At 56.0% G+C, this 21002-nt stretch carries 22 protein-coding genes; 12 read left to right on the forward strand and 10 right to left on the reverse strand.

Annotation, left to right across the window (positions count from 1 at the left end; all coding sequences use genetic code 11):
- Positions 1-357: 357 nt before the first annotated feature.
- A complete protein-coding gene (locus tag AC2FIR_RS08125) occupies positions 358-564 on the reverse strand; it encodes a DUF1059 domain-containing protein (protein ID WP_170614837.1) in 207 nt (68 codons plus the stop codon).
- Between the two features lie 33 nt (positions 565-597).
- Positions 598-1008: a GFA family protein gene (locus AC2FIR_RS08130; RefSeq protein ID WP_321254612.1), complete on the reverse strand. Its 411-nt coding sequence runs from the start codon at positions 1006-1008 to the stop codon at positions 598-600.
- Between the two features lie 157 nt (positions 1009-1165).
- On the opposite strand from AC2FIR_RS08130, the gene AC2FIR_RS08135 reads away from it, so the two are divergent.
- The gene (locus AC2FIR_RS08135) at positions 1166-2059 is read left to right on the forward strand and encodes a LysR family transcriptional regulator (RefSeq protein WP_496746352.1); all 894 of its coding nucleotides are present in this window, start codon (positions 1166-1168) and stop codon (positions 2057-2059) included.
- A gap of 287 nt (positions 2060-2346) precedes the next feature.
- On the opposite strand, the gene AC2FIR_RS08140 is transcribed toward AC2FIR_RS08135, so the two are convergent.
- Positions 2347-3258, reverse strand: coding sequence for a LysR family transcriptional regulator (locus AC2FIR_RS08140; RefSeq protein ID WP_496762178.1), 912 nt, complete (start codon positions 3256-3258; stop codon positions 2347-2349).
- A gap of 146 nt (positions 3259-3404) precedes the next feature.
- Here AC2FIR_RS08140 and AC2FIR_RS08145 point away from each other — a divergent pair, with 146 nt between their 5' ends.
- The 4 genes from AC2FIR_RS08145 to AC2FIR_RS08160 all read left to right on the forward strand — a co-directional run bounded on the left by AC2FIR_RS08145 (position 3405) and on the right by AC2FIR_RS08160 (position 7610).
- Positions 3405-4385 (forward strand): glutathione S-transferase family protein, encoded by a 981-nt coding sequence (locus tag AC2FIR_RS08145; protein ID WP_496746354.1) that lies wholly within the window; start codon positions 3405-3407, stop codon positions 4383-4385.
- 3 nt (positions 4386-4388) lie between these two features.
- Positions 4389-5921 carry a glutamate synthase-related protein gene (locus AC2FIR_RS08150; RefSeq protein ID WP_496746356.1) on the forward strand — a complete coding sequence of 511 codons (1533 nt, stop codon included), beginning with the start codon at positions 4389-4391 and terminating at the stop codon, positions 5919-5921.
- 74 nt (positions 5922-5995) lie between these two features.
- Positions 5996-6562 (forward strand): hemerythrin domain-containing protein, encoded by a 567-nt coding sequence (locus tag AC2FIR_RS08155; protein ID WP_170614831.1) that lies wholly within the window; start codon positions 5996-5998, stop codon positions 6560-6562.
- A gap of 10 nt (positions 6563-6572) precedes the next feature.
- Entirely contained in the window at positions 6573-7610 is a 1038-nt protein-coding gene (locus AC2FIR_RS08160) for a glutathione S-transferase C-terminal domain-containing protein (RefSeq protein WP_170614830.1), read from the forward strand.
- 69 nt (positions 7611-7679) lie between these two features.
- On the opposite strand, the gene AC2FIR_RS08165 is transcribed toward AC2FIR_RS08160, so the two are convergent.
- Positions 7680-7898 carry a GDCCVxC domain-containing (seleno)protein gene (locus tag AC2FIR_RS08165; RefSeq protein ID WP_496746358.1) on the reverse strand — a complete coding sequence of 73 codons (219 nt, stop codon included), beginning with the start codon at positions 7896-7898 and terminating at the stop codon, positions 7680-7682.
- Positions 7899-7902: 4 nt separating this feature from the next.
- On the reverse strand, positions 7903-8226 hold the full coding sequence (locus AC2FIR_RS08170) for a hypothetical protein (protein WP_480913354.1): 324 nt from the start codon (positions 8224-8226) through the stop codon (positions 7903-7905).
- A 99-nt stretch (positions 8227-8325) separates the two neighbouring features.
- Here AC2FIR_RS08170 and AC2FIR_RS08175 point away from each other — a divergent pair, with 99 nt between their 5' ends.
- The 3 genes from AC2FIR_RS08175 (at position 8326) to AC2FIR_RS08185 (ending at position 10874) form a co-directional block, all read left to right on the forward strand.
- On the forward strand, positions 8326-8724 hold the full coding sequence (locus tag AC2FIR_RS08175; RefSeq protein WP_170614828.1) for a MerR family transcriptional regulator: 399 nt from the start codon (positions 8326-8328) through the stop codon (positions 8722-8724).
- A 102-nt stretch (positions 8725-8826) separates the two neighbouring features.
- The gene (locus AC2FIR_RS08180; protein WP_496746362.1) at positions 8827-10230 is read left to right on the forward strand and encodes a sensor histidine kinase; all 1404 of its coding nucleotides are present in this window, start codon (positions 8827-8829) and stop codon (positions 10228-10230) included.
- Entirely contained in the window at positions 10227-10874 is a 648-nt protein-coding gene (locus tag AC2FIR_RS08185; RefSeq protein ID WP_170614826.1) for a response regulator, read from the forward strand. The genes AC2FIR_RS08180 and AC2FIR_RS08185 overlap by 4 nt, the downstream gene beginning before the upstream one ends.
- A 75-nt stretch (positions 10875-10949) precedes the next feature.
- On the opposite strand, the gene AC2FIR_RS08190 is transcribed toward AC2FIR_RS08185, so the two are convergent.
- The 3 genes from AC2FIR_RS08190 to AC2FIR_RS08200 all read right to left on the reverse strand — a co-directional run bounded on the left by AC2FIR_RS08190 (position 10950) and on the right by AC2FIR_RS08200 (position 13379).
- Positions 10950-11783 carry a hypothetical protein gene (locus tag AC2FIR_RS08190; protein WP_496746364.1) on the reverse strand — a complete coding sequence of 278 codons (834 nt, stop codon included), beginning with the start codon at positions 11781-11783 and terminating at the stop codon, positions 10950-10952.
- Positions 11784-11989: 206 nt separating this feature from the next.
- Positions 11990-12898: a c-type cytochrome gene (locus AC2FIR_RS08195; protein WP_480913358.1), complete on the reverse strand. Its 909-nt coding sequence runs from the start codon at positions 12896-12898 to the stop codon at positions 11990-11992.
- A 13-nt stretch (positions 12899-12911) separates the two neighbouring features.
- Entirely contained in the window at positions 12912-13379 is a 468-nt protein-coding gene (locus AC2FIR_RS08200) for a c-type cytochrome (protein ID WP_496746366.1), read from the reverse strand.
- Positions 13380-13465: 86 nt separating this feature from the next.
- Between AC2FIR_RS08200 and AC2FIR_RS08205 the strand changes: the two genes are divergently transcribed.
- Positions 13466-14311 (forward strand): LysR family transcriptional regulator, encoded by an 846-nt coding sequence (locus AC2FIR_RS08205; RefSeq protein WP_170825063.1) that lies wholly within the window; start codon positions 13466-13468, stop codon positions 14309-14311.
- A gap of 184 nt (positions 14312-14495) precedes the next feature.
- On the opposite strand, the gene AC2FIR_RS08210 is transcribed toward AC2FIR_RS08205, so the two are convergent.
- Both AC2FIR_RS08210 and AC2FIR_RS08215 read right to left on the reverse strand, forming a co-directional pair.
- Positions 14496-15863, reverse strand: a complete 1368-nt coding sequence (locus tag AC2FIR_RS08210) for a sensor histidine kinase (protein ID WP_496746368.1) — start codon at positions 15861-15863, stop codon at positions 14496-14498.
- Complete coding sequence (locus AC2FIR_RS08215; protein WP_170614822.1) at positions 15860-16528, reverse strand: response regulator transcription factor; 669 nt, start codon at positions 16526-16528, stop codon at positions 15860-15862. The genes AC2FIR_RS08210 and AC2FIR_RS08215 overlap by 4 nt, the downstream gene beginning before the upstream one ends.
- Before the next feature lie 139 nt (positions 16529-16667).
- Here AC2FIR_RS08215 and AC2FIR_RS08220 point away from each other — a divergent pair, with 139 nt between their 5' ends.
- The 3 genes from AC2FIR_RS08220 to AC2FIR_RS08230 all read left to right on the forward strand — a co-directional run bounded on the left by AC2FIR_RS08220 (position 16668) and on the right by AC2FIR_RS08230 (position 20965).
- The gene (locus AC2FIR_RS08220) at positions 16668-17756 is read left to right on the forward strand and encodes a tricarboxylate transporter (RefSeq protein WP_321254578.1); all 1089 of its coding nucleotides are present in this window, start codon (positions 16668-16670) and stop codon (positions 17754-17756) included.
- An 81-nt stretch (positions 17757-17837) separates the two neighbouring features.
- The gene (locus tag AC2FIR_RS08225) at positions 17838-19868 is read left to right on the forward strand and encodes a tripartite tricarboxylate transporter permease (protein WP_496746371.1); all 2031 of its coding nucleotides are present in this window, start codon (positions 17838-17840) and stop codon (positions 19866-19868) included.
- 8 nt (positions 19869-19876) lie between these two features.
- Complete coding sequence (locus AC2FIR_RS08230; protein WP_480907069.1) at positions 19877-20965, forward strand: 4-oxalomesaconate tautomerase; 1089 nt, start codon at positions 19877-19879, stop codon at positions 20963-20965.
- The last annotated feature ends 37 nt before the right edge of the window (positions 20966-21002 follow it).

Genomic DNA, 21002 nt, shown 5'->3' on the forward strand with positions numbered 1-21002 from the left:
ACTTCGTTGAGCCTCGCCTTGCATACCAATCACGCTGCGTCGGTGGCCTCCAAAGCGATTGGCAAACGTCTGTGTCCTAGTTCACAGACCTCTCCTGTGATGGCGGTTAACGTAAGGTCAGACACAGGAGATCGATATGCTTCGTCAGACCTCAAACGCCACGTTTGCACAGACCGCACACACAGCAGGTTTCGTTCGCCCATTGGTTCGTATCCTGCGTCTTTGTACCCAGATGCAGCAGCAAGTGAACCGCTACCATTAACATTCCAGTGAACTCGGAATTGGAACGAAGGTTCTTTGGCAAGTATTCGGGCTGGGGTGGACCCGTACTGATCCCAACACTTCGCTGAATGCGAACTATTTGCCGAAGTCGTGAGTTTTTATCAGCTTGCCTAGATAATCGCGTGTCTCAGCATCCCAAGTGCTCGGATCTTCTCCGTGCGCGATCACCGCGTGAAGTTCCATCAATTTCCATACTTCATCTTCTGTAGAAGCCACGACCTTGCCGGGGCAGGTTTCCATGCCGTCGCAGTCTTTGCAGGCGTACGAAAACGCAGTACTCATTGTGTTTTCCTCCAGTGTAACTCCGCGGTTCGTCTAAAACTCCTCAAACGTAGGAAGGCCGTCATTGAGCTTGATCCACGGTTGTTTGTGAGAAACGAAAATATGGGCCTTGGGCTCTGCAGCGGATGGATCGTCCAAGGTGGAAGCGGCAAACCAAGCGTCCTTACTCCAGTCCTGACCTTCGATCTCCCCCTCGGCTGCATAGGTCAGAGTGGTGCCGCACTGCGGGCAAAAGCCGCGCGTGACACCTGGTGTTTTTTGAACTGTTCGGATTTCGCCCTTTGTTACAGCAAAATCCTCGGACGCCACTTTTGCCCAAGTGACAAAAGCCCCGCCAAGTGCCATTTGACATGATCTGCAATGGCAATGGCCAGACCAGACTGGGGCCGTGTTAATCCGGTAACGAACTGCACCGCAGTAGCAACCACCTTCAAAACCTTGCATTTGGATAGCTCCTTTTGTTCGAGAGTTGGCGCGACACGGACGATAGTTTTTTCGCTAAGTCGGCGTGATAGAGTTCGACTGTCTTCACCCAAGCATTGCCAATTCGTCGCCGTTATGCGAGTCAATTGTTCTACCCATATATTAGAAAAACTATCATATGAATTGGTTGAACCTGCCGTCTTTGAACGCCCTCCGCGCCTTTTCTGCCGTGGCAGAAGTGGGCAGTTACACCTTGGCCGCAGAATGCTTGAACGTAACGCAAGCTGCAGTCAGTCAGCAGGTAAAGTCCCTGGAAAAGCACCTGGGCATACCTTTGGTTGAAAAACGTGGCCGAGGTATTTCGTTGACCTCTCAGGGGGAACGTTTGGCTCGTGAGCTCAGTATAGGCTTTGAAATTGTTGGCCGAGGCGTGGAGCGCGTAACAGAAGCAGCAACAAACCGGCCAGTACAGGTCACGATGTCACCAGCCTTCGCCGTGGAGTGGTTACTTCCGCGTATGGCTGAATTTCAACGGGCACACCCGGAAATTACACTTATGCTCAATCCAACGTCACAGTTGGTTGAACCTCGTCCGGGTGGGATCGACATAGCAATTCGATATCATGACAAACGTAGGCCAAGGCCGGATGAAGACCCGGTTCTGATTTCTGACATGATTGTCGTCGCTACGCCGGAATTGGTTGAAGGAAAGGACCTGAACAGTCCGGAATCATTAACGCAGTTTCTGTGGTTGCAAGAATTGGGAACAAACGAAGCGAGCGACTGGTTTACCTACCATGGTGTCGTTCCAGAGCAGCCTCTCTCAGTCAATCACATGCCGGGTAACCTGATCATGGCTGCCGTTCGTAGGGGCGACGGCATTGCCTACACAGCGCGTGCTTTTTTTCAGGATGATCTTCAGGCAGGCAGAATGGTGGAGTTGTTTTCTGAGCCATTATTTGGCGTCTACTACATCCACACTCTGCCGGATCATCATCGACCTGAGGTAATGCTGTTTCTCAAGTGGCTCCGATCGAAGTCAGAAGTCGTGTCAACAGAGGCGGGTGTTTAGCGGGAAGTGCCAAAAGAAACCAAATGCTCGCCGAAGCTGGTCGTTTGGGCCCTTTTGGAGAGTTCCGCGCCCGCCGCGTATATCCGAATAAGACCAAGAGTATTGGGAACAGGTCCGTATTCCTGCATTGTGATTGAGACAGCATCCGGGAGTGGGCTGTTGCAGCTTCATGTGCGCGGCATGAAAGAATTTGTCGTGTCCAGCGCATTTGGGATTCTCATTCCAAGCCACGATCACACTGTTGAAGCGGGAATTCGCAAGGGCAAGCCGAATAGATTGCGGCCACCCTAAAATGCGGTGTCAGACACCTGGATGCTTTTTTGTGACCGGGCGCAGAAGGTTTTGATGGCTTCGGTAAATAACCTCATGCGGCGGTTCATACGTCTGTTTTCAGCATGCACCAGAAAAATGCCCCAGTTTCCGATTTTCACTTCAGGTAGCACCTGAGCAATGTCGTCTGAGTCTTGCAGATCTCCAAGGATGAAATTGGGAAGGCGGGCTATTCCTAATCCTTGCTTCATGGCGTTCAGCAAGAACGTCCCGCTGTTGGAGTTGAGGTATGGTTGGAACTCAAAGATTTCCGTCTTTCCGGGTGTTGAAAGAAACTCCCATGTTGCGCGGTGGGCTGATCCAAAGAACAACAACTGATGGTCATGGAGATTTCGCAGTTCTTTTGGGGCAGGATGAGTCTCCAGATACCCTCGACTGCAAAACAGTCCATGCCAAACAGAGCCGACACGCGTTGAGAGTAGCTTGGCCTCGGGTTCGTTCGTTATCCGGATAGCCAGATCGAAATTCTCTCGGGACAGATCCACCTGGCGTTCGTCGAAGTTTACGGTGAGCCGGATTTGCGGGTATTTCCGCTTAAAGTCAAAAAGTGCGGGCTGAAGGAATGAAACACCAAACTCCAGCGGAACACTCACGCTTAACGGTCCTTCGACCACGGCGGAAGTGCTTGTGAAATCATCCGTGATTTCATCCATATCCTGTACCAGTCGGATTGCTCTCTGAAACAGTTCGCGACCGGTCTCGGTTATTTCCCAGTTTCCACGCTGCCGGTCGATCAGAACAGTTTCATAGCGACCCTCCAGCAGAGAAACCCTTCGGCTGACAGCGGATTTTGCAATTCCAAGGCTCTGGGCAGCCCGCGTTATGCTGCCCGCTTCTATGACTGCAACGAACAGTCGCATGTCTTCCATCTGGCCCACGGCATCGTTCTCCAAATTAGAACAAAGTGGGCTAATATTAGTCTCTGGGTTGAAGAAAATGAACCAGTTAGTCTGAAGCGAAACGATGCGGCACGTCTTAACACGTGGCACGGTTTGCGGCTTGGAAAGGACAGCTCATGGGACTTCTGCAGGAAGGACGCTGGGTAAATCAATGGTACAACACCTCGGATACCGCAGGTCGGTTCGTGCGGCGGGCACCACAGTTCAGGAATTGGGTCACAGCAGACGGCGCGCCCGGACCAAGCGGCGAAGGCGGGTTCAAGGCCGAAGCCGGGCGTTACCATCTCTATGTTTCTCTGGCGTGTCCTTGGGCGCACAGAACGCTGATCTTTCGCACACTCAAGGGACTGGAGAAAATGATCTCGATCTCGGTCGTGCATTGGTACATGGCAGAGAACGGTTGGACATTTCGACCAGGTCCAGGTGCCGTGCCGGATACAATCAACGGCGCAGATTTTCTGCACCAGGTCTATACCGCTGCAAAACCGGACTATTCCGGGCGGGTGACAGTACCGGTTCTCTGGGACAAAAAGACCAAGACCATTGTTTCGAACGAGTCCCCCGAAATAATCCGGATGTTCAACACGGCGTTCTACGGGATCGGAGCAAAGCCGGGGGACTACTATCCAAAGGAGCTGCGCCCCGAGATTGATGCCCTGAATGACCGGATTTACGACACCGTGAACAACGGGGTCTACAAGGCGGGATTTGCCACCACGCAAGATGCCTATGAAGAGGCGGTCGTCCCATTGTTCGAAACCCTGGACTGGCTGGACGAGCGTTTGGGCAAACAGCGTTACCTGACCGGAAACAAGACTACCGAGCCAGACTGGCGCCTGTTCACGACGCTTGTGCGTTTTGACCCGGTTTATGTGGGTCATTTCAAATGCAATATCCGCCGGATCGCGGATTATCCTAATCTGTCGGAATATGTACGGGATCTGTACCAACAGCCCGGCGTCGCAGCGACCGTCAACATGGCGCATATCAAGGACCACTATTATGCCAGTCATGAAACGGTGAACCCGTCGCGGGTCATCCCGATAGGTCCCTGTATCGACTACTCCTTACCCCATGATCGCGACAGATTGGATTAAGACATGACAACCACACCACCCATCATCGCCGCTAAGACCCCGGAACGTGTCGAGCTTGAGAAAGGTAAAACCTATTTCTGGTGCCGGTGCGGGCGCTCACAAAAACAGCCCTTCTGCGACGGCAGCCACACCGGAAACGGGATTGCCCCGCTGAAGTTCATGGCAGAAAAGGACGGCCCGGCTGTTTTGTGCCGCTGTAAAGCCAGCGCCAATGCTCCGTTCTGCGACGGCAGCCACACCAGACTGGGTGACCTGTCCGAGGGCGACCCGGCACCCGAACCGGTGAGCGATGTGCCCAAGGCGACGCCGAACCCCGAAGAGCCAACGGTTGCCCGCATTCATGAACTGGCAAGGGACGGCCTTTCCAAGTTGGGTCACCACGGGGAAATGGGCGCCATGGGCGTGCCGCGCAAAGATTTGCCGCATTGGGACGACATCCAGATTCTGCCCGCGCAGATGGCGCGAAAGCCACTGCTGGATGGCGCCTTGGTATCGACCTCGGTCTCAATCGGCCCACGGGCCACCAAGCCGCTGAAACTGGATATCCCGCTATTTGTCTCCGACATGAGCTTTGGGGCCCTGTCTGAGGAGGCAAAGACCGCATTGGCACGTGGCGCCGAACTGGCCGGGACCGGCATCTGTTCCGGAGAGGGTGGCATGTTGCCGGAAGAGCAGGCGGAAAACTCTCGCTACTTCTACGAACTCGCCTCGGCCCGGTTTGGATGGCGGCCGGAGTTGGTGGAACGCGTACAAGCCTTCCATTTCAAAGGGGGACAGGGCGCGAAAACCGGGACCGGTGGCCACCTGCCTGGTGAAAAGGTGCAGGGAAAAATTGCCGAGGTGCGCGGGCTGGAGCCGGGCCAAAACGCGATTTCGCCTGCGACCTTCCCAGATCTGGAAAGCCCGGAAGACTTCCGCAAACTGGCGGATGAGGTGCGGGAACGCTCTGGCGGTATTCCGATTGGCTTCAAATTGTCCGCAAATCACATCGAGGACGACATCGACTTTGCGCTGGCGGCCAGCGCCGATTACATCATTCTGGATGGTCGGGGCGGTGGCACTGGCGCCGCTCCGCTGATTTTCCGTGATCATATTTCGGTACCCACGATCCCGGCGCTTGCACGTGCCCGGGCGCATCTGGATCAAAAAACAGGCCACGAAGTTACACTGGTTGTCACCGGCGGGCTGCGCGTGGCCGAGGATTTCACCAAGGCAATGGCTTTGGGCGCTGATGCAATTGCGGTCAGCAATTCGGCCATGCAGGCCGTTGGCTGTATTGCGGCTCGCATGTGTAATTCCAACAATTGCCCGGTTGGCGTAGCGACGCAGAAACCCGAGCTGCGGAAAAGGTTGGATGTACAAGTCAGCGCGGAGAGGCTTGCGCGCTACTTCGGTGCGAGTGTCGAACTGATGCAAGTATTGGCAAGAGCCTGCGGTCACCCATCGCTGAGCGATTTCAGTCTGCGCGATATCACGACATGGAAACGCAGTGTCTCGGATTTGAGCGGAATTCGCTTTGCCGGTGTGCGGACATAGACAGCGGCTGTGCAGCCGTGGGTCTAACGGTCGGAACATTTGGGCCACACATCCTTGCGGAAAGGAGTAAGCTCATGCTTGATAACCACAATATCCGCACCGAAAACATGCCGGGCGAGATGCAGGTCTTGCTCGACAAATATCCGCGCGACAGCTGGGACTCCCATCCCGGCTTCAAAGAGAAAACGCGGCACTGGCTGGGCGCCCATCAGATGTTTCGCCGTCTTGCCGAATTGGTTCGGACCGATGCCGAGCATTTTCTGAACCGAACGGTGTCACCCGACGCGTACGCCGCCCGTTTGTCCTATTATGGTAACGCGCTTGTCGGCAATCTGCACGGCCATCACGGCTGGGAAGATCGCAGTTATTTCCCCGAACTCTCTGCGGCGGACCCCCGCTTTGATGCGGGCCTGGAGGTACTGGAAAAGGATCATGCAGATCTTGATCTGGTCCTTGATCAATACACCCGAACAGCCAATCGGGCGATCAAGCTGATCCATCTGGATGAGGCCCAGGCACGTTCAGAGGTCGGAGCGCTGCGCGACACGTCGGAAGTGATCGAGGCCTTTCTGAAACGCCATCTAAGTGATGAAGAAGAGCTTGCGGTGCCTATCATTCTGCACCACCGTCTGAGAGGGTGAAGCTTGAACAATGACGGACCGTTCTAAACAGGAAGATCAGTCAAATGCCGAACTGCGCCGCGCCCGAGGGGAATTCGTGCGCGGCGTCAGCGGTTTCCGGCATGCCATCGGCGATACTGATTTTCCCGCAGAACCGGGCAGGTATCACCTGTTTGTCGCGCTCAACTGCCCGTGGTGCCACCGGGTTACACTGGCCCGCAACGTGTTGGGCCTGCAGGGCAGTATTTCGATGGATGTGGTGTTTCCCAACCGAACAGACGAAGAAGACCCTGAAGGCCCGAACCACTGGCAATTCGCACCTGACCTCGTGGCTTCGCTGACTGGAACAACACTTCCGGAATGCACCGCCGAAACCGGCACTGGCCAGGGTTTCAGGCTGGTGCGCGACATATATCTGGCAGAAAGTTCTGAAGAAAAATCGGTTCCAATCCTGTACGACAAAAAGTCAAAGCGCATCGTCAATAACGAAAGCGCCGAGATCATTCGCATGCTGGATCGCAATGCGGTCGAACTGGGCAGTTCGCGTGGCAATGATGAACGGCCAGTTCTTTACCCGGATGATCCGGCCATTCGGACAGAAATCGACGAGCTGAACGAGCTGATTTACGTCAATATCAACAACGGTGCCTACAAAGCCGGATTTTCGTCTGATCAAAGCGTATATGCGGCGGCTTTCACCGCCTATTTTGACACTCTGTCACGGCTTGACGCCCGCCTTGCCAGCGACGGTCGCATGTTTCTGACCGGCAATCATTTCACCGAAGCAGACCTTCGCCTGTTTCCGACGCTGTATCGACACGACCCGGTCTATTACCTGCGTATGAAGCTCAACGGTGCCCAGATCCTTGACTACCGGAACCTATGGCGCTGGCTTTGCCGCGCGCATTCCGTGCCGGGCGTGGAAAACAGCGGTTCAATTGAACACTGCCGCCAAGGGTATTTTGGTCGAAGCTGGAATGGTGTTGTACCCCTTGGCCCCTCGAAACCAATGACATACCCCGAGGCCTACAAACATCCGGAACTGGCGGACCATCGCCAAGCGAAGTGATCTTCATTTTGGGCGCGCATGTAACGTTTCAACATCGACGGACCCAAAGTTGCCGCCCCATATGCGATACTAACTGCAGCAGTCATCCCCCAACTGGATTGGCGGACATGGGACCGTCGCGTAAGAGCAGAATACACAGCAATCGCCCTCCAGCGGCTTCAAAACGGCCTTGCATGACTTGCATTCATAGAACCATTGGCAGGAGTCTGTTGGCATTTTCTCGGTTTCGACGTGCCCACATTCAGGGCAAGTCAGAGTACTGTCGAGCACCACGATTTGTTTCGTCACTGTCTCACATCTTCATGATTATATAGTCGTTGATCTGAGCCTCTTTGAACACGATGACCCATGCTAGTGCGGTGATCAACGAACTTCCTGCTAGCCACCATTTCAACTGCCCCAAAGCCCTGTTTCGATGAGATAGAAACCACGCAATCGCGACCAGTGCTGTGGAGATGGCGAGAACGTAATAACTTCCCGCAGCAATTTTTCCGAATACCGCCAACCAGCTGCCTCCAAAGCCCAGCAACATCACGGCCATTGGAAGAACACAGCATGTTGCGACGCCCAGAGCGGAAACCGATCCAAGGTAGCTTAGGATCACGTATTTCTTCATCTTTCACTCCGTGGGTATCAAATTTGATCAAGTTGAGGCACCAACTGTCAGATTGTATAACTCCTGTAGCGACTACAGGATCAAGAGGGGTCACTTCACATGATTGCGATAGGAGAGGCTTCCCGGCAAAGCGGTGTCGGAATAGAAACCATCCGCTATTACGAACGCGAAGGTATCGTACCAAGACCCGCGCGAGCTCTGAACAATCGTCGCCTCTATTCACCGAACGATGTCGGAAGACTTCACTTTCTGAAGAAGTGCCGTGACCTGGGGTTTCCGCTTTCAGACGCCAAGGCGCTTTTGGAACTGTCAGAGGGAAGTACCGATGACTGCCAATCAGTCAAAGAATTAGCCGAGGCTCACATTGTCAGTGTTCGTAGCAAGATTGATGAACTCAATCGCCTGGAGCGCGCCTTGAGCGAGCTTACAGCCAATTGTGATAGTGGCAACGTTCACTGCCCGATGCTGCAAAGACTGAGAAAGATGGAAGACACCTGACTTGGCTTCTGGGTCAGAACCTGGGTTTCGAGTAGCCGACAGTTCACGTCAGACCAAGGTCTGTGGTGCGTTAAGAGATTGTAGTTCATAGTCGATTTCACAATGAAAGGAAAAATAGCTGACCTGACAATTGGCAATTGGTCGCTGTCGCGAGTTTTTCTTGCGGCCAGTATTGCCGTGATGGGCACTGCTACCGCGATAGTCGGGGTCTGGGTGTCAAATCGAATTCAGAATGCTGTCGTCCAGAACTCCGCCAACTCTGCCGCGCTTTATATGGAAAGCATCGTTTCCCCCCTCAGTCAGGAATTGGCGCACGGCGACCGAATTTCAGAGCAGGCAAGCCGGGCACTGGACGAGATATTCATGACCCAGCCAATGCGCGACCGCGTTGTCTCCTACAAATTCTGGAAACAAGGAGGTGTCATCGCCCACGCCTCGGATACTGCGATAATTGGCAGCCGATTCAGTCCAACCGACGATCTGAAGCAAGCTTGGGGCGGAAAAATCTCCGGCTCTTTTGAAGAGCTTGATCATGCCGAAAGCGCCGCCGAAGCGGCCCTTGGGATACCTTTGCTTGAAGTGTACAGCCCCATTCGCGAGCTTTGGTCCGGTGAAATCATTGCGGTTGCCGAGTTCTACGAAAGGGCTGATCAACTGGAACTGGACCTTGCCAAGGCAAGAAGAACAAGCTGGTTGGTTGTCGGCTCGGCATTTGTGGCCAGCACGATCGTGTTGTTTTCGATTGTTGCAATTGGCGACAACACAATTCAGCGACAGGGGCGTCTTCTGGAAAAGCGCCTTGCAGAAAGCGAACAGATGGCCGAGCAGAACGCCCAGTTGCGGTCGCGTGTCGTCGAAGCGTCGGAAAGATACGCCACGCAAACGGATCGGTTTCTCAAGAAGCTTGGTGCCGAACTGCATGATGGTCCCGCTCAGTACCTGTCCTTGGCCGCCCTTCGATTGGAGGCAGCGTTTCCGGAAGGGTCTGCAAGGCCCAAAGAGGCTGAAGAAATTCATCAGTCTTTGCAGAAGTCCCTTACAGAAATTCGTGCATTGTCGCGGGGGTTGTCGGCTCCGGACATCGACAACCTTACGCTCATTGATGTCGTGAAGAGGGCTGTAGAAGATCACTCGGAACACAGCCCGTTGCGGCCGGAGATTTCGTTTCAAGGGCGCCAGTCGCCGGAATTGTCACTGTCCGACAAGTTGTGTGTTTTTCGGTTTTTGCAGGAAACACTCTCCAATGCAGCAAGATATGCCCCGGATTCCCGATGCACGGTCACCAGTGAAGTGCAAAGTGACCGCATCGTCATTCAGGTCAGCGACGACGGACCCGGGTTTGACACTTCGGACGAAACCGTTTTGCGCGACGATGGTGGGCAGGGATTATTGGGCTTGCGAGATCGGGTCGAGAGCATTGGTGGCAGGTTCAGTGTTTCGTCGCGCCCCGGCAACGGCACCATAATAGCAATGACATTATTTCCCAGAAAGATGAGTGCATTATGACCACATCTGTCGTTATAGCGGATGATCATCCGATTTTCAGGGACGGCCTGCAGCGTACTTTGGATGAGGCCGACGGGTTCGAGGTTCTCGCCGCAGGTTCAAGTGCGGAAGAGGCGATAGCGCTCGTCGGAACGCATCAGCCAGACATCGCCATTCTTGACCTCTCGATGCCGGGAGGCGGGATAAGCGCGACACGCAAGATTGCGGCAATGACAAACCCACCCTTCATTGCGATCCTGACGGTCTCGGAAAACAGCAGTGACGTTGCGGATGCACTGGAAGCCGGCGCCATAGGGTACATTGTCAAGGGCGTGACAGCGAGCGAACTGACAGCTTCTCTGCGCAGCATTGCTGCGGGCGAAGGGTTTGTCTCGCCGGGTCTTGCTTCACGCGTGCTGCTTAAGATCAACAGCGAAAACGGTGCCCGCAAAAACAGAGACATCCTGAATGATCTCACGCATCGCGAGGAGGAAATCCTGCGCCATGTGGCCAAGGGGTTGAGCAACAGGGAAATCGCCGTAGCGCTGGGTCTTCAGGAGAAAACCGTGAAGCACTACATGACGGCGATCCTGTCCAAACTTCATGCGAGAAATCGGGTGGAGGCCGCTTTGATAGCGCACGATGCTTGGAACAAAGGAGACTAGTCGCGGTGTCTTCGATGATAAAGGCGGTCTCTGCTTATGAGAGACCGCCTGGGGTACTTCTGCCAGGAGCGCCGTTTAATTTGCGATTGCCTGCAATCTGCGTCGATCCGAGGCGGTTGCGTTTCTTTCAACAACAGTCCGGTTGAACGGATCTTTCAGTTCATAGCGCCCAAACTCGATCTCTTCTTTCCACCCATTGGCGTAGTTCACTTCGATGTTGTCGCCTTGGCGTTCAATTTTCGTGGGGCGGCTGCCAGATGCGCCGCCTTGGCCACTTGAGCGTACGTTGTTGATAGAGATGCCGTTCGCCAAAGACCGCAGCCGTGAGACGTCAGCACCAGTCGCGGGACGTTCCTCGACGGTTCGGTTCTGCGCATTCTTTCTTTCATAGCGGCCGTTTTCGATCTCTTCCTTGGTTCCGTCGGCGTAACGAACTTCGATGCCGCTCGCATTTGTCTCAACCTTCGTTATCCCGGCCGAACCAGTTGGTCTGCCACCGGTCTGAGACCGATCCTTTTTACCGCTGCCCCTGTTGGAGCGCTTTGAGTCATCATCGTCGTCGTCAACATCACGACCGCCTTTGCCCGATCCTGAATTGTCGTCACGATCATCATCCCGGTCGTCGTCTCGATCGTTATCCCTGTCATTGTCGCGATCATCATCCCGGTCGTCGTCACGACCATCGTCGCGGTCACCACCACGGCCGCTATTTCCCGATCCCGAGTTGTCGTCCCGGTCATCGTCGCGATCATCCCCGTCTTTGCCCTTGCCGCTTTTGGCGAACGCGTAGACCGGTTCAAACTGAAGGCGACCGTCTGCGTCAAACTTTGGCACGTAGGGCGTCGCAGCAATCAACGAAGCCAATGCCACTGTGCTTAGAAGTTGACCTAACTTTTTCCGGGCTTTCATTTCCGCCTCCATTGCCGTTTGACGCGATTTTTGATACTGAAGACAGGCTACCCTTGGTCGGGCCTTCCCACATCGGGCTTAGGTCTGACGAATTTCAAGCCGAACGTCTTAGCTAAGATCCTGTGGCCTTTTGAACCACCGTCAGTTTCGGGGCGCATCACAGGGGCGGTTTCCCGATACCAAAGACCCATTTCCTCGAACGGCAGTTACTCCGGCGCAGGCGCAACGGACGGCAGGGAAACGGCTTTGAGATAGGCGGCAATCGCCAAGCGGTCGTCATCTGTAAGCTGTGATGTGTTCTCGATGACTTCCGCCATTTCACCACCAGCGCTGTCATAGTCCGGTGTGAAACCGGATCTCAGGTATTCCGCTATATCAGCTTCAGACCAATCAAGCTGGTCGGCGGTCAGACCGGGGATGCGACCCTTGCCGCTTGGATTTGGCGCGCCTGCCAGCCACAGATCACGTTGCAGACCACCGAAGGAATTTCGCGGTGTGTGGCATTCAGCACAGTGTCCTAACGCCTCGACCAGATATCGGCCTCGGGCTTGTTGGTCCGTCAGTTCGCCTTCAACCACCCAGCCTGGCTGCAGGTACAATAGCTTCCATCCCCCCAGCCCGCGTCGAATGTTGAAAGGAAAGCCGACCTCATGCGCGTCACTTTCCGTGGCCACCGCTGGCAGGGTGCCGAGGAATGCGTGGAGAGACGCAACATCCTCCAAGGTCATGTTGGCATAAGACGTATAAGGAAAAGCCGGGTAATAATGTTGCCCCTCGGGACCCGTGCCATGAAGCAGGGCGTTGGCCAGATCCAGCGCAGACCATGAGCCAATTCCGGATTCCGGATCACTGGAAATGTTGGGGGCTATGAATGTGCCAAAACCCGTTTCAAACCGACGCCCTCCGGCGAGTTTAAGCTTCTCCTCTCCGGTGGCATCTGGTGGTGAGTGGCAGGACGCACACCCGCCTGCATAGAAAACAGCCTCACCTCTGACGAGATCGGCGGTGACATCATTCAGTTGCGCCGGATTCACTCTTTGCGGTCGGGTCAGCAGAACACCGGCCAACCCGACCAAAACTACGACACCAGCGGCCAATCGAAAGAAACGCCGCACCTTCAGTGCCTCATCAGTTTTCTGGCGCTCTGTATGCCTTGTGACATGCCGTACAGGCTCCGCCCAATTGTCCCATCGCCGCTTTCACGGCTTCCACATCTTGTCCTGCCGCAGCCTGCATCGCAACGGCGGCTTCAGCCATCGCTTGCCCTTTGGCTTCGACGTCGGGAAAGTTTTCCCAGATGGCGGGCAGGGCACGGGTGGCGGGGTCGGACGCATTGTCGGAACCAGCCGGCCACATTGCGGATTGATCGATCTGCGTCAGAACGACAATATTGTTGGCAGCCCGAGTTGCCGCCTCGGCATCGTATTCCACCTCTCCCTTTATCATTCCGCCGAGTGTTTCCAGATTAAAGGCATAAAGCTTCATGATTGAGGTCCGAGCTTTTACAGCCGGGTTCTGACTTTCCTGGGCGATGGCTGTTCCTATTGCGGCTACCGACAAAAGACCTGCCGCGACAATCGTAATTTTCTTCATCATGGTATTTCTCCCTGTTCAATACACCGAATGTTAGCTTGAACGAATTTTCTTGTAATTGTTTGTTATTCGTCGTCCCCTGTTAATTTATGAACAACGACAATTGGGATGATATCCGATACGCGCTTGCCGTCTCCAAATACGGATCGTTGAATGCAGCGGCGTCTGCCTTGGGTGTCACACATGCAACGGTCCTGCGCAGAGTGGCCGCGTTCGAACAGCGAAATGGCTGCACTATCTTTCAGAAAAGCCCGTCGGGATATTGCGCGCTCCCCGAGGCCCGAGCAGTTCTTTCTGCCATGGAAGGCGTTGAAGACGCGGTCCTTTCGGTGGAGCGGGCAATTGTGGGTGCAAACCGGTCCCCTGTCGGTCGCGTGCGCATTGCATCCACTGACAGCCTCTGCCAGCTTGTGCTGCCAAAAATACTGACTGATATTTCAAATCTTTACCCCGGCTTGGAACTGACTTTGTTGAGTGGAAACAGCCACCATGATCTGCCCCGGTTGACTGCAGACATTGCCGTGCGCCCATCGGTTCAGCTTGGCGAGGGTCTGGTTGGTGAACGCTCGGGTACATTGTCGTTCGGAGTTTATGATGATGGTTCCCCAGATCAAAAATGGATGAGGCTTGATGGCGCATTAAGCCGCTCTCTCCCGGCTAAATGGATGGCGGAACACGTGAATGCTGACGAAATGACCAACGGAGCAGACAGTTTTCTGGTCCTCCAGCAGATGGCGGCTTCGGGCGTGGGCAAGACCTTTCTGCCCACATTCATTGGCGACGCGGACGCCCGGCTTCGCAGGTCGGACGATGCAGTTCCGGATTTTGAGGTTCCGCTCTGGGTCGCGACACTTGAGGAAATCGCGCACACCCCGAGGTTTGCCGTTGTTCAGCGGGCGTTGGCTGGACGGTTACCCAAAGCTCTGGCACGTTGACATCATGCCGAAAAGAAGTACTGCGGCCATCTATTCGGCAGAACGGCCATACAAAGAACCACCTCGGTTACGCGGGGCTAACGCGCGCCTGTGTGTGAAACTATCATCTCGATAGAACCATGTCCGGTGATGAAATGGACCAGTTAGATGGGCAGGGTGGGCAACGTTGAAACCCGGTCAGAGTTTACGGAACACAAGGAAGCTCGAGCGTAAGGCTTGCGCCACGCGCGGCTTTGTTGATTGAAACCTGCCCACCGTGACGCTGTGCGACGGCGGCAACGATGGACAGGCCCAGCCCGCTGCCTTCGGAGTGCTCCAGTTGTGAAAATCGCCCAAAAGCTGCCTCGCTGTGGTCGGGGTCTAGGCCTTTTCCGTCATCGGCCACAGTCAGCTTCACGACCTTGTCATCGCGGTGCAGTGTAACCGAAATCCGGCTGAGAAGACCGCCGCCGTGCTTCAGCGCGTTGTCCAGAAGGTTTTTGACAGCCTCGTTCAGAAAAACCTGATCGCCCGAAACCATTACGGCTGTATCCGGCATGGCAACTTCGAATTCGATCCCATTCGCCAGGATGTGGACACCCATTTCTGCGCAGGCCTCCTCGACAACCGAACGAAAGTCGAATTCTGCTACCTGTTCCAGATGTGCCGGATATCGGAGCCTTTCGAGGGACAGCAACTGTTCGGCCACAGTGGCCGAGTTTTTGGCAGCGGTCATGAGTTCCTGAATGCGCTGTTCCTTGTCGTCCTCCGTTTTTGCATCCCGCAGGGCCTCGGCCATGGACTGGACCGCAGCTGCTGGGTTCCTTAGCTGATGCGCGGCTTCGGAAATGAATGTCTGATGGGCGTTGATGCTGCGTTCAACCTGACCAAAAAGCCGGTTCAGGGTTTTGACGACACCCAGCACTTCGACCGGAACGGGGCGTTTGATTTCACTTAGGTCATCCGGCGATCGCAGGTCGATTGCGTCCTGCAAATCCAGCAAGGGCCGCAGACCGCGCGCCACACCGAACCAGACGACGATTGCAAGAGTGGCGAGCAGGATACCCATGAGGATCCCGGCCCGGATCGACAGCTGATTGGCAAAGGCGTCGCGGTCGGCCATGAGCTGCCAGACCGTAACAGTTGCGTCACCAGCGAGGTTCTCCAAAGTGACGCGTTCCGTCATCCGCAGGACGCGGACCGGTTCATCGCGATAAACAGCTTCGAAGAAAAATGGTTCATAAGGATCCTGATCGCCTGCGTCGGTTGAGGTCGGCGGATAGGCATAACCCGTAACGTAAATGCCGCCGGGCCCTGTCACGTGATAGAAAACCTCTCCGCCCGACGAGTCGCGGATCATGCTGCGCGTTGAGGGGAGCAAAGCGTCCCCCCCTGAAATGGCGACATCGCGCGAGATTGCGAGACCGGCAGACAGCAGGCTGTCATCAAACAATTCCTGGGCCGTTTTCTGGGCGACCGTAAAGCGCCAGAACCCAAGCAGAACGGCAAGCAAGACCAGAGGTGTCAGGATCAGAAGAAACAATCGCAGCCTGAGCGATCCGTGCCCAATCACTGTTGCACCTCAAGCAGATACCCAAGGCCACGGGCAGTCTTGATCCTTATCCCCAATGGCTGAAGCCGCTTGCGCAGGCGCGACACGTGGGGTTCAACCGCCGAATCCTCGACATCTGCACCGACACCGTAAACGTAGTCGTTCAGCTGGCTTTTGGGGACAATTCTGCCGCGTCGTTCCAGCAGGCATTCCAGAACCGCCAATTCCCTGCGCGGAATGTCCAATACCTCTCCCCGCGCACTGGCTTGTCTTGCGGCACGATCGAATTCCAGGCCTCCGATGGTCTCTTTCGCGCCATAGTCAAGCTGCTTGCGGCGTGACAATGCCCGGATTCGGGCCTCCAGTTCGTCCATTTCAAACGGCTTCACCAGATAATCGTCAGCCCCCATGTCCAGGCCAGACACGCGGTCGCTGGTTTCGGAACGCGCCGTCAGCAGTATGACCGGCACGCCATCGCCTCGGTTGCGAAGGGTTCGCAGGATTTCCAGCCCGGACTGCCCCGGCAGATTGATGTCCAGTACCACCAAATCTGCGCCCTCCTGCTCAAGGAAAAGGTCGGCTGCGTCGCCGTCGGTCAGAATATCTGCCGCGTGACCACGATCGCGCAGCCGGTAGGCAATGGCGTTGGCCAGCGTTTCGTTGTCCTCGACAATGACGATCCGCATCGGGTCTCCTGCAAGTTTCGCGCAAGGTTGGCCCCTCATGATTGCCAGATGGGAGGGGGAATCAACCCCGCAGTTCTATTTGCAATCACGGTGGCGCGAGAGCCGTTGGCGTGGTTGTCTGGTCAACAGGGAGGAACCAATGACCATTTCCAGCTTTACCCGTCGCGCCGTCGTGGGGCTGATCGCCGCTGCCGGTATCGCGGCACCCGCCACTGCCGAGGTCGATTTCTCGGGCAAGACCATTGAATGGGTTATACCGTTTTCGGAAACGGGCGGTTCGGCTAAATGGGCCAACTTTTTCGCTCCGCTTCTGTCCGAGGCACTGCCGGGTCAGCCGACTGTGGTTGTGAAATTCATGCCGGGCGCAGGGTCGACCAAGGGCGCGAATTGGTTTCAGGAGCAAAAGCATGATGACGGCACGCTGCTGTTCGGTACGTCGGGATCGACGCAGTTTCCTTATCTGCTGAGCGATCCGCGCGTGCGCTATGAATACAATGATTGGATTCCGGTCATGGCGTCGGGAACCGGTGGTGTTGCCTATCTGAACGCTGAAGATGGCGCCAAGTTTGACGGTTCCGCCAATGCGCTGAAAGATATCAACTTCATCTACGGATCGCAGGGCGCCACCCGGCTGGACCTGGTGCCGCTGCTGGCATGGCAGATGCTGGGCATGAATGTTGAGCCTGTCTTTGGCATCAAGGGTCGCGGTGACGGTCGCCTGATGTTTGAACGTGGCGAGGCCAATATCGACTACCAGACATCGTCCGGCTATCTGGGTGGCTCGGCCCCGTTGGTCGAATCCGGTCAGGCCGTGCCGATGATGACATGGGGTGCCCTGGATGCGGATGGCAACATCGTGCGTGACCCGACTTTCCCGGACATGCCGACCTTCAAGGAGGTCTGCGAAGCAACCGAAGGATGCGAAACCAGCGGCGAGGCATGGGATGCCTGGAAAGCCTTCTTTGTAGCCGGTTTTCCGGTTCAGAAGCTTGCGTTTTTGCCCGGTGATACACCTCAGGACGTTGTCGACGCATATACTGCGGCCTTTAAGGCTGTGACCGAGCGCGGCGACTTCGCGGAAATCTCCTCGAAACGCGTTGGCAAATACCCGGTGTTTGTTGGTGACGGCTCAAAAGCGGCCCTGCAAACCGCGACAAGCGTTGACGACAACGCCAAGCAATATGTCCTGAACTGGCTCAAGGAAGCCTACGGCGTCGAGCTCAACTAAGCCGGCCCAATTCAGCGCGCGCCCTCACTACGAGGCGCGCGCTTTCTGAGTTCCAACAAAATCATATGAAAGGCGGCCGCTATGGAGGTTTTCGCCACCGCTCTTCCTGCGCTTGGTGACGCGTGGGGTCTGATCCTGCAACCCATCGTTCTGGGCTACCTGGTGCTTGGTGTCGTCATGGGATTGGCCGTTGGGGTGTTCCCGGGACTTGGCGGAATCGCCGGGCTGTCGCTGCTGTTGCCTTTCATGTTCGGAATGGACCCGATCCTGGGTTTGGCGCTGATGATAGGGATGGTCGCCGTTGTCCCGACATCTGACACTTTTGCGTCGGTTCTGATGGGAATACCCGGCAGTTCCGCATCTCAGGCGACGGTGCTCGATGGTTTTCCGATGGCCAAGAAGGGCGAAGCGGCGCGGGCGCTTTCCGCCGCCTTTGCCTCGTCCCTGTTTGGTGGTCTGGTCGGGGCGACCTTCCTGACCATGTTCATTCTGGTTGCACGACCGATCGTTCTGGCTTTTGGCCTGCCCGAAATGTTGATGATTACCATCCTCGGCCTGTCTATGGTTGCCATTCTGGCCGGTCGCATACCGCTAAAGGGCGTTGCTGCGGCCGGACTTGGCCTGATGGTCGGAACTATTGGTGAGGCCGACGCGGGCGGGTCTCTGCGCATGGCGACTTATGACATCCCGTATCTGACCGACGGTCTGAAACTGGTCATCGTCGGCTTGGGTATCTTTGCGGTACCCGAGATTGTCTCGCTCTTGCGGCAGGACCGGTCGATTGCCGAAGGGGCTTCGCTGGGTGCCGGATGGCTGGACGGTGTCAAGGATTGGTTCGCCAATATCTGGCTGTCGATCCGCTGTTCGATCATCGGTGTGGTTGTCGGCATCATCCCCGGTTTGGGAGGGTCGGTCGTTGACTGGATCGCCTATGGTCATTCGGTGCAATCGACGCCGGACAAAAGCAACTTCGGCAAGGGCGAAGTGCGCGGGGTCATAGGCCCGGAAAGCTCGAACAATGCAAAAGAGGGCGGCGGTCTGGTTCCGACCTTGTTGTTCGGTATTCCGGGTTCCGGCTCCATGGCGATCTTCATCGGCGCGGTTGCTCTGCTGGGATCCGGCGATATCGAGGTCGGTCCGAGCATGCTCAAAGACAATCTCGACATCACCTATTCGATCGTCTGGCTGCTGGCGTTGGCCAATGTTGTGGGGACGATCCTCTGCATCGCGGCCTCGGGCGGGATTGCAAAGCTGACCACGATCCGCTTTACCTATCTTGCACCGTTCCTGTTCATGCTGATCAGCTTTGCGGCCTTTCAGTCCGGTCAGAATTTCGAAGACCTGCTGGCCCTGTTCGTGATAGGTCTGATCGGCATTTTCCTGCGCCGCTTCGACTGGTCGCGCCCGGCCTTCCTGATCGGTTTCGTGCTTTCGAACCCGGTTGAGAAATTCACCAATCAGGCTTTCCAGATCGCCTCGTTCCGCTTCCGCAAGAGCTTAGGTGAGGGCATGGAGTATGTTTTCAGCCCCATCGTGATCGTCCTGATCGTGATCACAGTCGTTTCGGTCATTCTGGGCATCCGACAGGCCAAGATGATCATGGCCGAGGGCGATGTTCAGGCGGGCACCAAGCGCGCGCCGCTGGTCTTCCTGCTGGTGATCATGGCCTATCTGATCTTTGCACTGGTCAATGCCAACATGATACCCGACTACAACATGACCGACAAGATCATCCCGCTGGTGATCGGCAGCGTTTCACTGTTCTGCTGCGTGATCCTTTTGCTCCAGATGATGCGTCGGCCCGAGGGGGATGCGATTTTCGCGGACAAAGAAGTAGCGGGTGAGGACGCCAGCGCCCCACACGGTCTGTGGTCCACACTGGCCTGGTTTGCCAGCCTGATCGCGGCAACATGGGTTGTGGGCTTTATCCTTGCCCTGATCGGCTTTCTGATCGCGTTCCTACGTGCGCGCGCCGGGTCAAGCTGGCCGATGACTTTGATCCTGACGGCCTGCGGTGTCGGCTTCATGTGCTTTATGGCGGGCGCTCTGAACCGCGACTTTCCGCCTGGTCTGCTGCAGGACATGCTTGATCTGCCATGGCCGGTGAAATGAGCCGCGCGATGCCCCAGACAGCGATCCCATTTGTCTTCATGCGCGGCGGCACCTCGCGCGGCCCGTATTTCCGGCGTTCTGACCTGCCCGAGAATCTGGATTTGCTGGCCGAGGTTCTGATTGCCGCCCTCGGTGCCGGGCACCCGCTGAATATCGACGGCATAGGCGGCGGCGCGGCAGTTACGACCAAGGTCGCCATGCTGTCGGCCAGCGACGATGACTGGGCGGATGTCGACTATTTCTTTGCCCAGGTGTCGGTTGACGAAAGGCTGGTCGATTTTAGACCCACTTGCGGGAATATCCTGTCAGGGGTCGGCCCGGCGGCGATTGAGATGGGATTGATCACGCCGAAAGGTGGTGAAACCGAAATCCGCATCCGCGCCGTCAATACCGGGGCGCGGGTGGTGGCAAAGGTGCAAACGCCGGCGGGCCATCTGACCTATGATGGCGCAGTTGAAATAGCCGGTGTCCCGGGGTCCGCAGCGCCGATACAGCTTGGTTTCATGGGGGTCGTCGGATCATCCACCGGCGCGTTCCTGCCCACCGGTAACCTGCGTGATACGGTCCAGGGGATCGAACTGACCTGCATGGATGTCGCGATGCCGATGGCCATCGCCCGGGCTGCGGATTTTGGTTTGACCGGATATGAAAACGCGGAAGAACTGGACGCAAACCGCGCGTTCTTTGAACGGATGGAGGCCATTCGGATCGAAGCGGGTCAGAGGATGGGAATGGGCGATGTGTCGAAATCCGTGACGCCCAAGTTTGGTATCTTGGCCCCTGCGAAAGATGGGGGTACGATCGCGGTCAGGTACTTCATGCCCTGGAAGACTCATCCAACAATGGCCGTTACGGGCGCGCAATGCATGGCCTCCTGTGCATTGACGCCGGAAACGGTTGCAGCCGGGCTAGTCGAACAAATGGAAACCAGTCCGGCCGAGGTGGTATTGGAGCACGCTTCGGGCAAGATCGACGTCCTTGTGGATTTCTCCAACGAGGGCGGATTTGCCCTGAACTCAGCTGGATTGGTGCGCACCGCACGCAAACTGGCGGATGGTCATGTCTATGTTCCTAGCAGTGTGTGGGATGGGAGTTGATCGGGTAAATCTAAATTGGTATACTTTGGTATACAGT

It is taken from the genome of Ruegeria sp. CDSB136 (genome assembly GCF_059610965.1).

Coding starts and splice junctions, on each gene's coding strand:
- AC2FIR_RS08125 (WP_170614837.1), bottom strand. CDS start 564: ATGAGTACTGCGTTTTCGTACGCCTGCAAAGACTGCGACGGCATGGAA.
- AC2FIR_RS08130 (WP_321254612.1), bottom strand. CDS start 1,008: ATGCAAGGTTTTGAAGGTGGTTGCTACTGCGGTGCAGTTCGTTACCGG.
- AC2FIR_RS08135 (WP_496746352.1), top strand. CDS start 1,166: ATGAATTGGTTGAACCTGCCGTCTTTGAACGCCCTCCGCGCCTTTTCT.
- AC2FIR_RS08140 (WP_496762178.1), bottom strand. CDS start 3,258: ATGGAAGACATGCGACTGTTCGTTGCAGTCATAGAAGCGGGCAGCATA.
- AC2FIR_RS08145 (WP_496746354.1), top strand. CDS start 3,405: ATGGGACTTCTGCAGGAAGGACGCTGGGTAAATCAATGGTACAACACC.
- AC2FIR_RS08150 (WP_496746356.1), top strand. CDS start 4,389: ATGACAACCACACCACCCATCATCGCCGCTAAGACCCCGGAACGTGTC.
- AC2FIR_RS08155 (WP_170614831.1), top strand. CDS start 5,996: ATGCTTGATAACCACAATATCCGCACCGAAAACATGCCGGGCGAGATG.
- AC2FIR_RS08160 (WP_170614830.1), top strand. CDS start 6,573: ATGACGGACCGTTCTAAACAGGAAGATCAGTCAAATGCCGAACTGCGC.
- AC2FIR_RS08170 (WP_480913354.1), bottom strand. CDS start 8,226: ATGAAGAAATACGTGATCCTAAGCTACCTTGGATCGGTTTCCGCTCTG.
- AC2FIR_RS08175 (WP_170614828.1), top strand. CDS start 8,326: ATGATTGCGATAGGAGAGGCTTCCCGGCAAAGCGGTGTCGGAATAGAA.
- AC2FIR_RS08180 (WP_496746362.1), top strand. CDS start 8,827: ATGAAAGGAAAAATAGCTGACCTGACAATTGGCAATTGGTCGCTGTCG.
- AC2FIR_RS08185 (WP_170614826.1), top strand. CDS start 10,227: ATGACCACATCTGTCGTTATAGCGGATGATCATCCGATTTTCAGGGAC.
- AC2FIR_RS08190 (WP_496746364.1), bottom strand. CDS start 11,783: ATGAAAGCCCGGAAAAAGTTAGGTCAACTTCTAAGCACAGTGGCATTG.
- AC2FIR_RS08200 (WP_496746366.1), bottom strand. CDS start 13,379: ATGATGAAGAAAATTACGATTGTCGCGGCAGGTCTTTTGTCGGTAGCC.
- AC2FIR_RS08205 (WP_170825063.1), top strand. CDS start 13,466: ATGAACAACGACAATTGGGATGATATCCGATACGCGCTTGCCGTCTCC.
- AC2FIR_RS08215 (WP_170614822.1), bottom strand. CDS start 16,528: ATGCGGATCGTCATTGTCGAGGACAACGAAACGCTGGCCAACGCCATT.
- AC2FIR_RS08220 (WP_321254578.1), top strand. CDS start 16,668: ATGACCATTTCCAGCTTTACCCGTCGCGCCGTCGTGGGGCTGATCGCC.
- AC2FIR_RS08225 (WP_496746371.1), top strand. CDS start 17,838: ATGGAGGTTTTCGCCACCGCTCTTCCTGCGCTTGGTGACGCGTGGGGT.
- AC2FIR_RS08230 (WP_480907069.1), top strand. CDS start 19,877: ATGCCCCAGACAGCGATCCCATTTGTCTTCATGCGCGGCGGCACCTCG.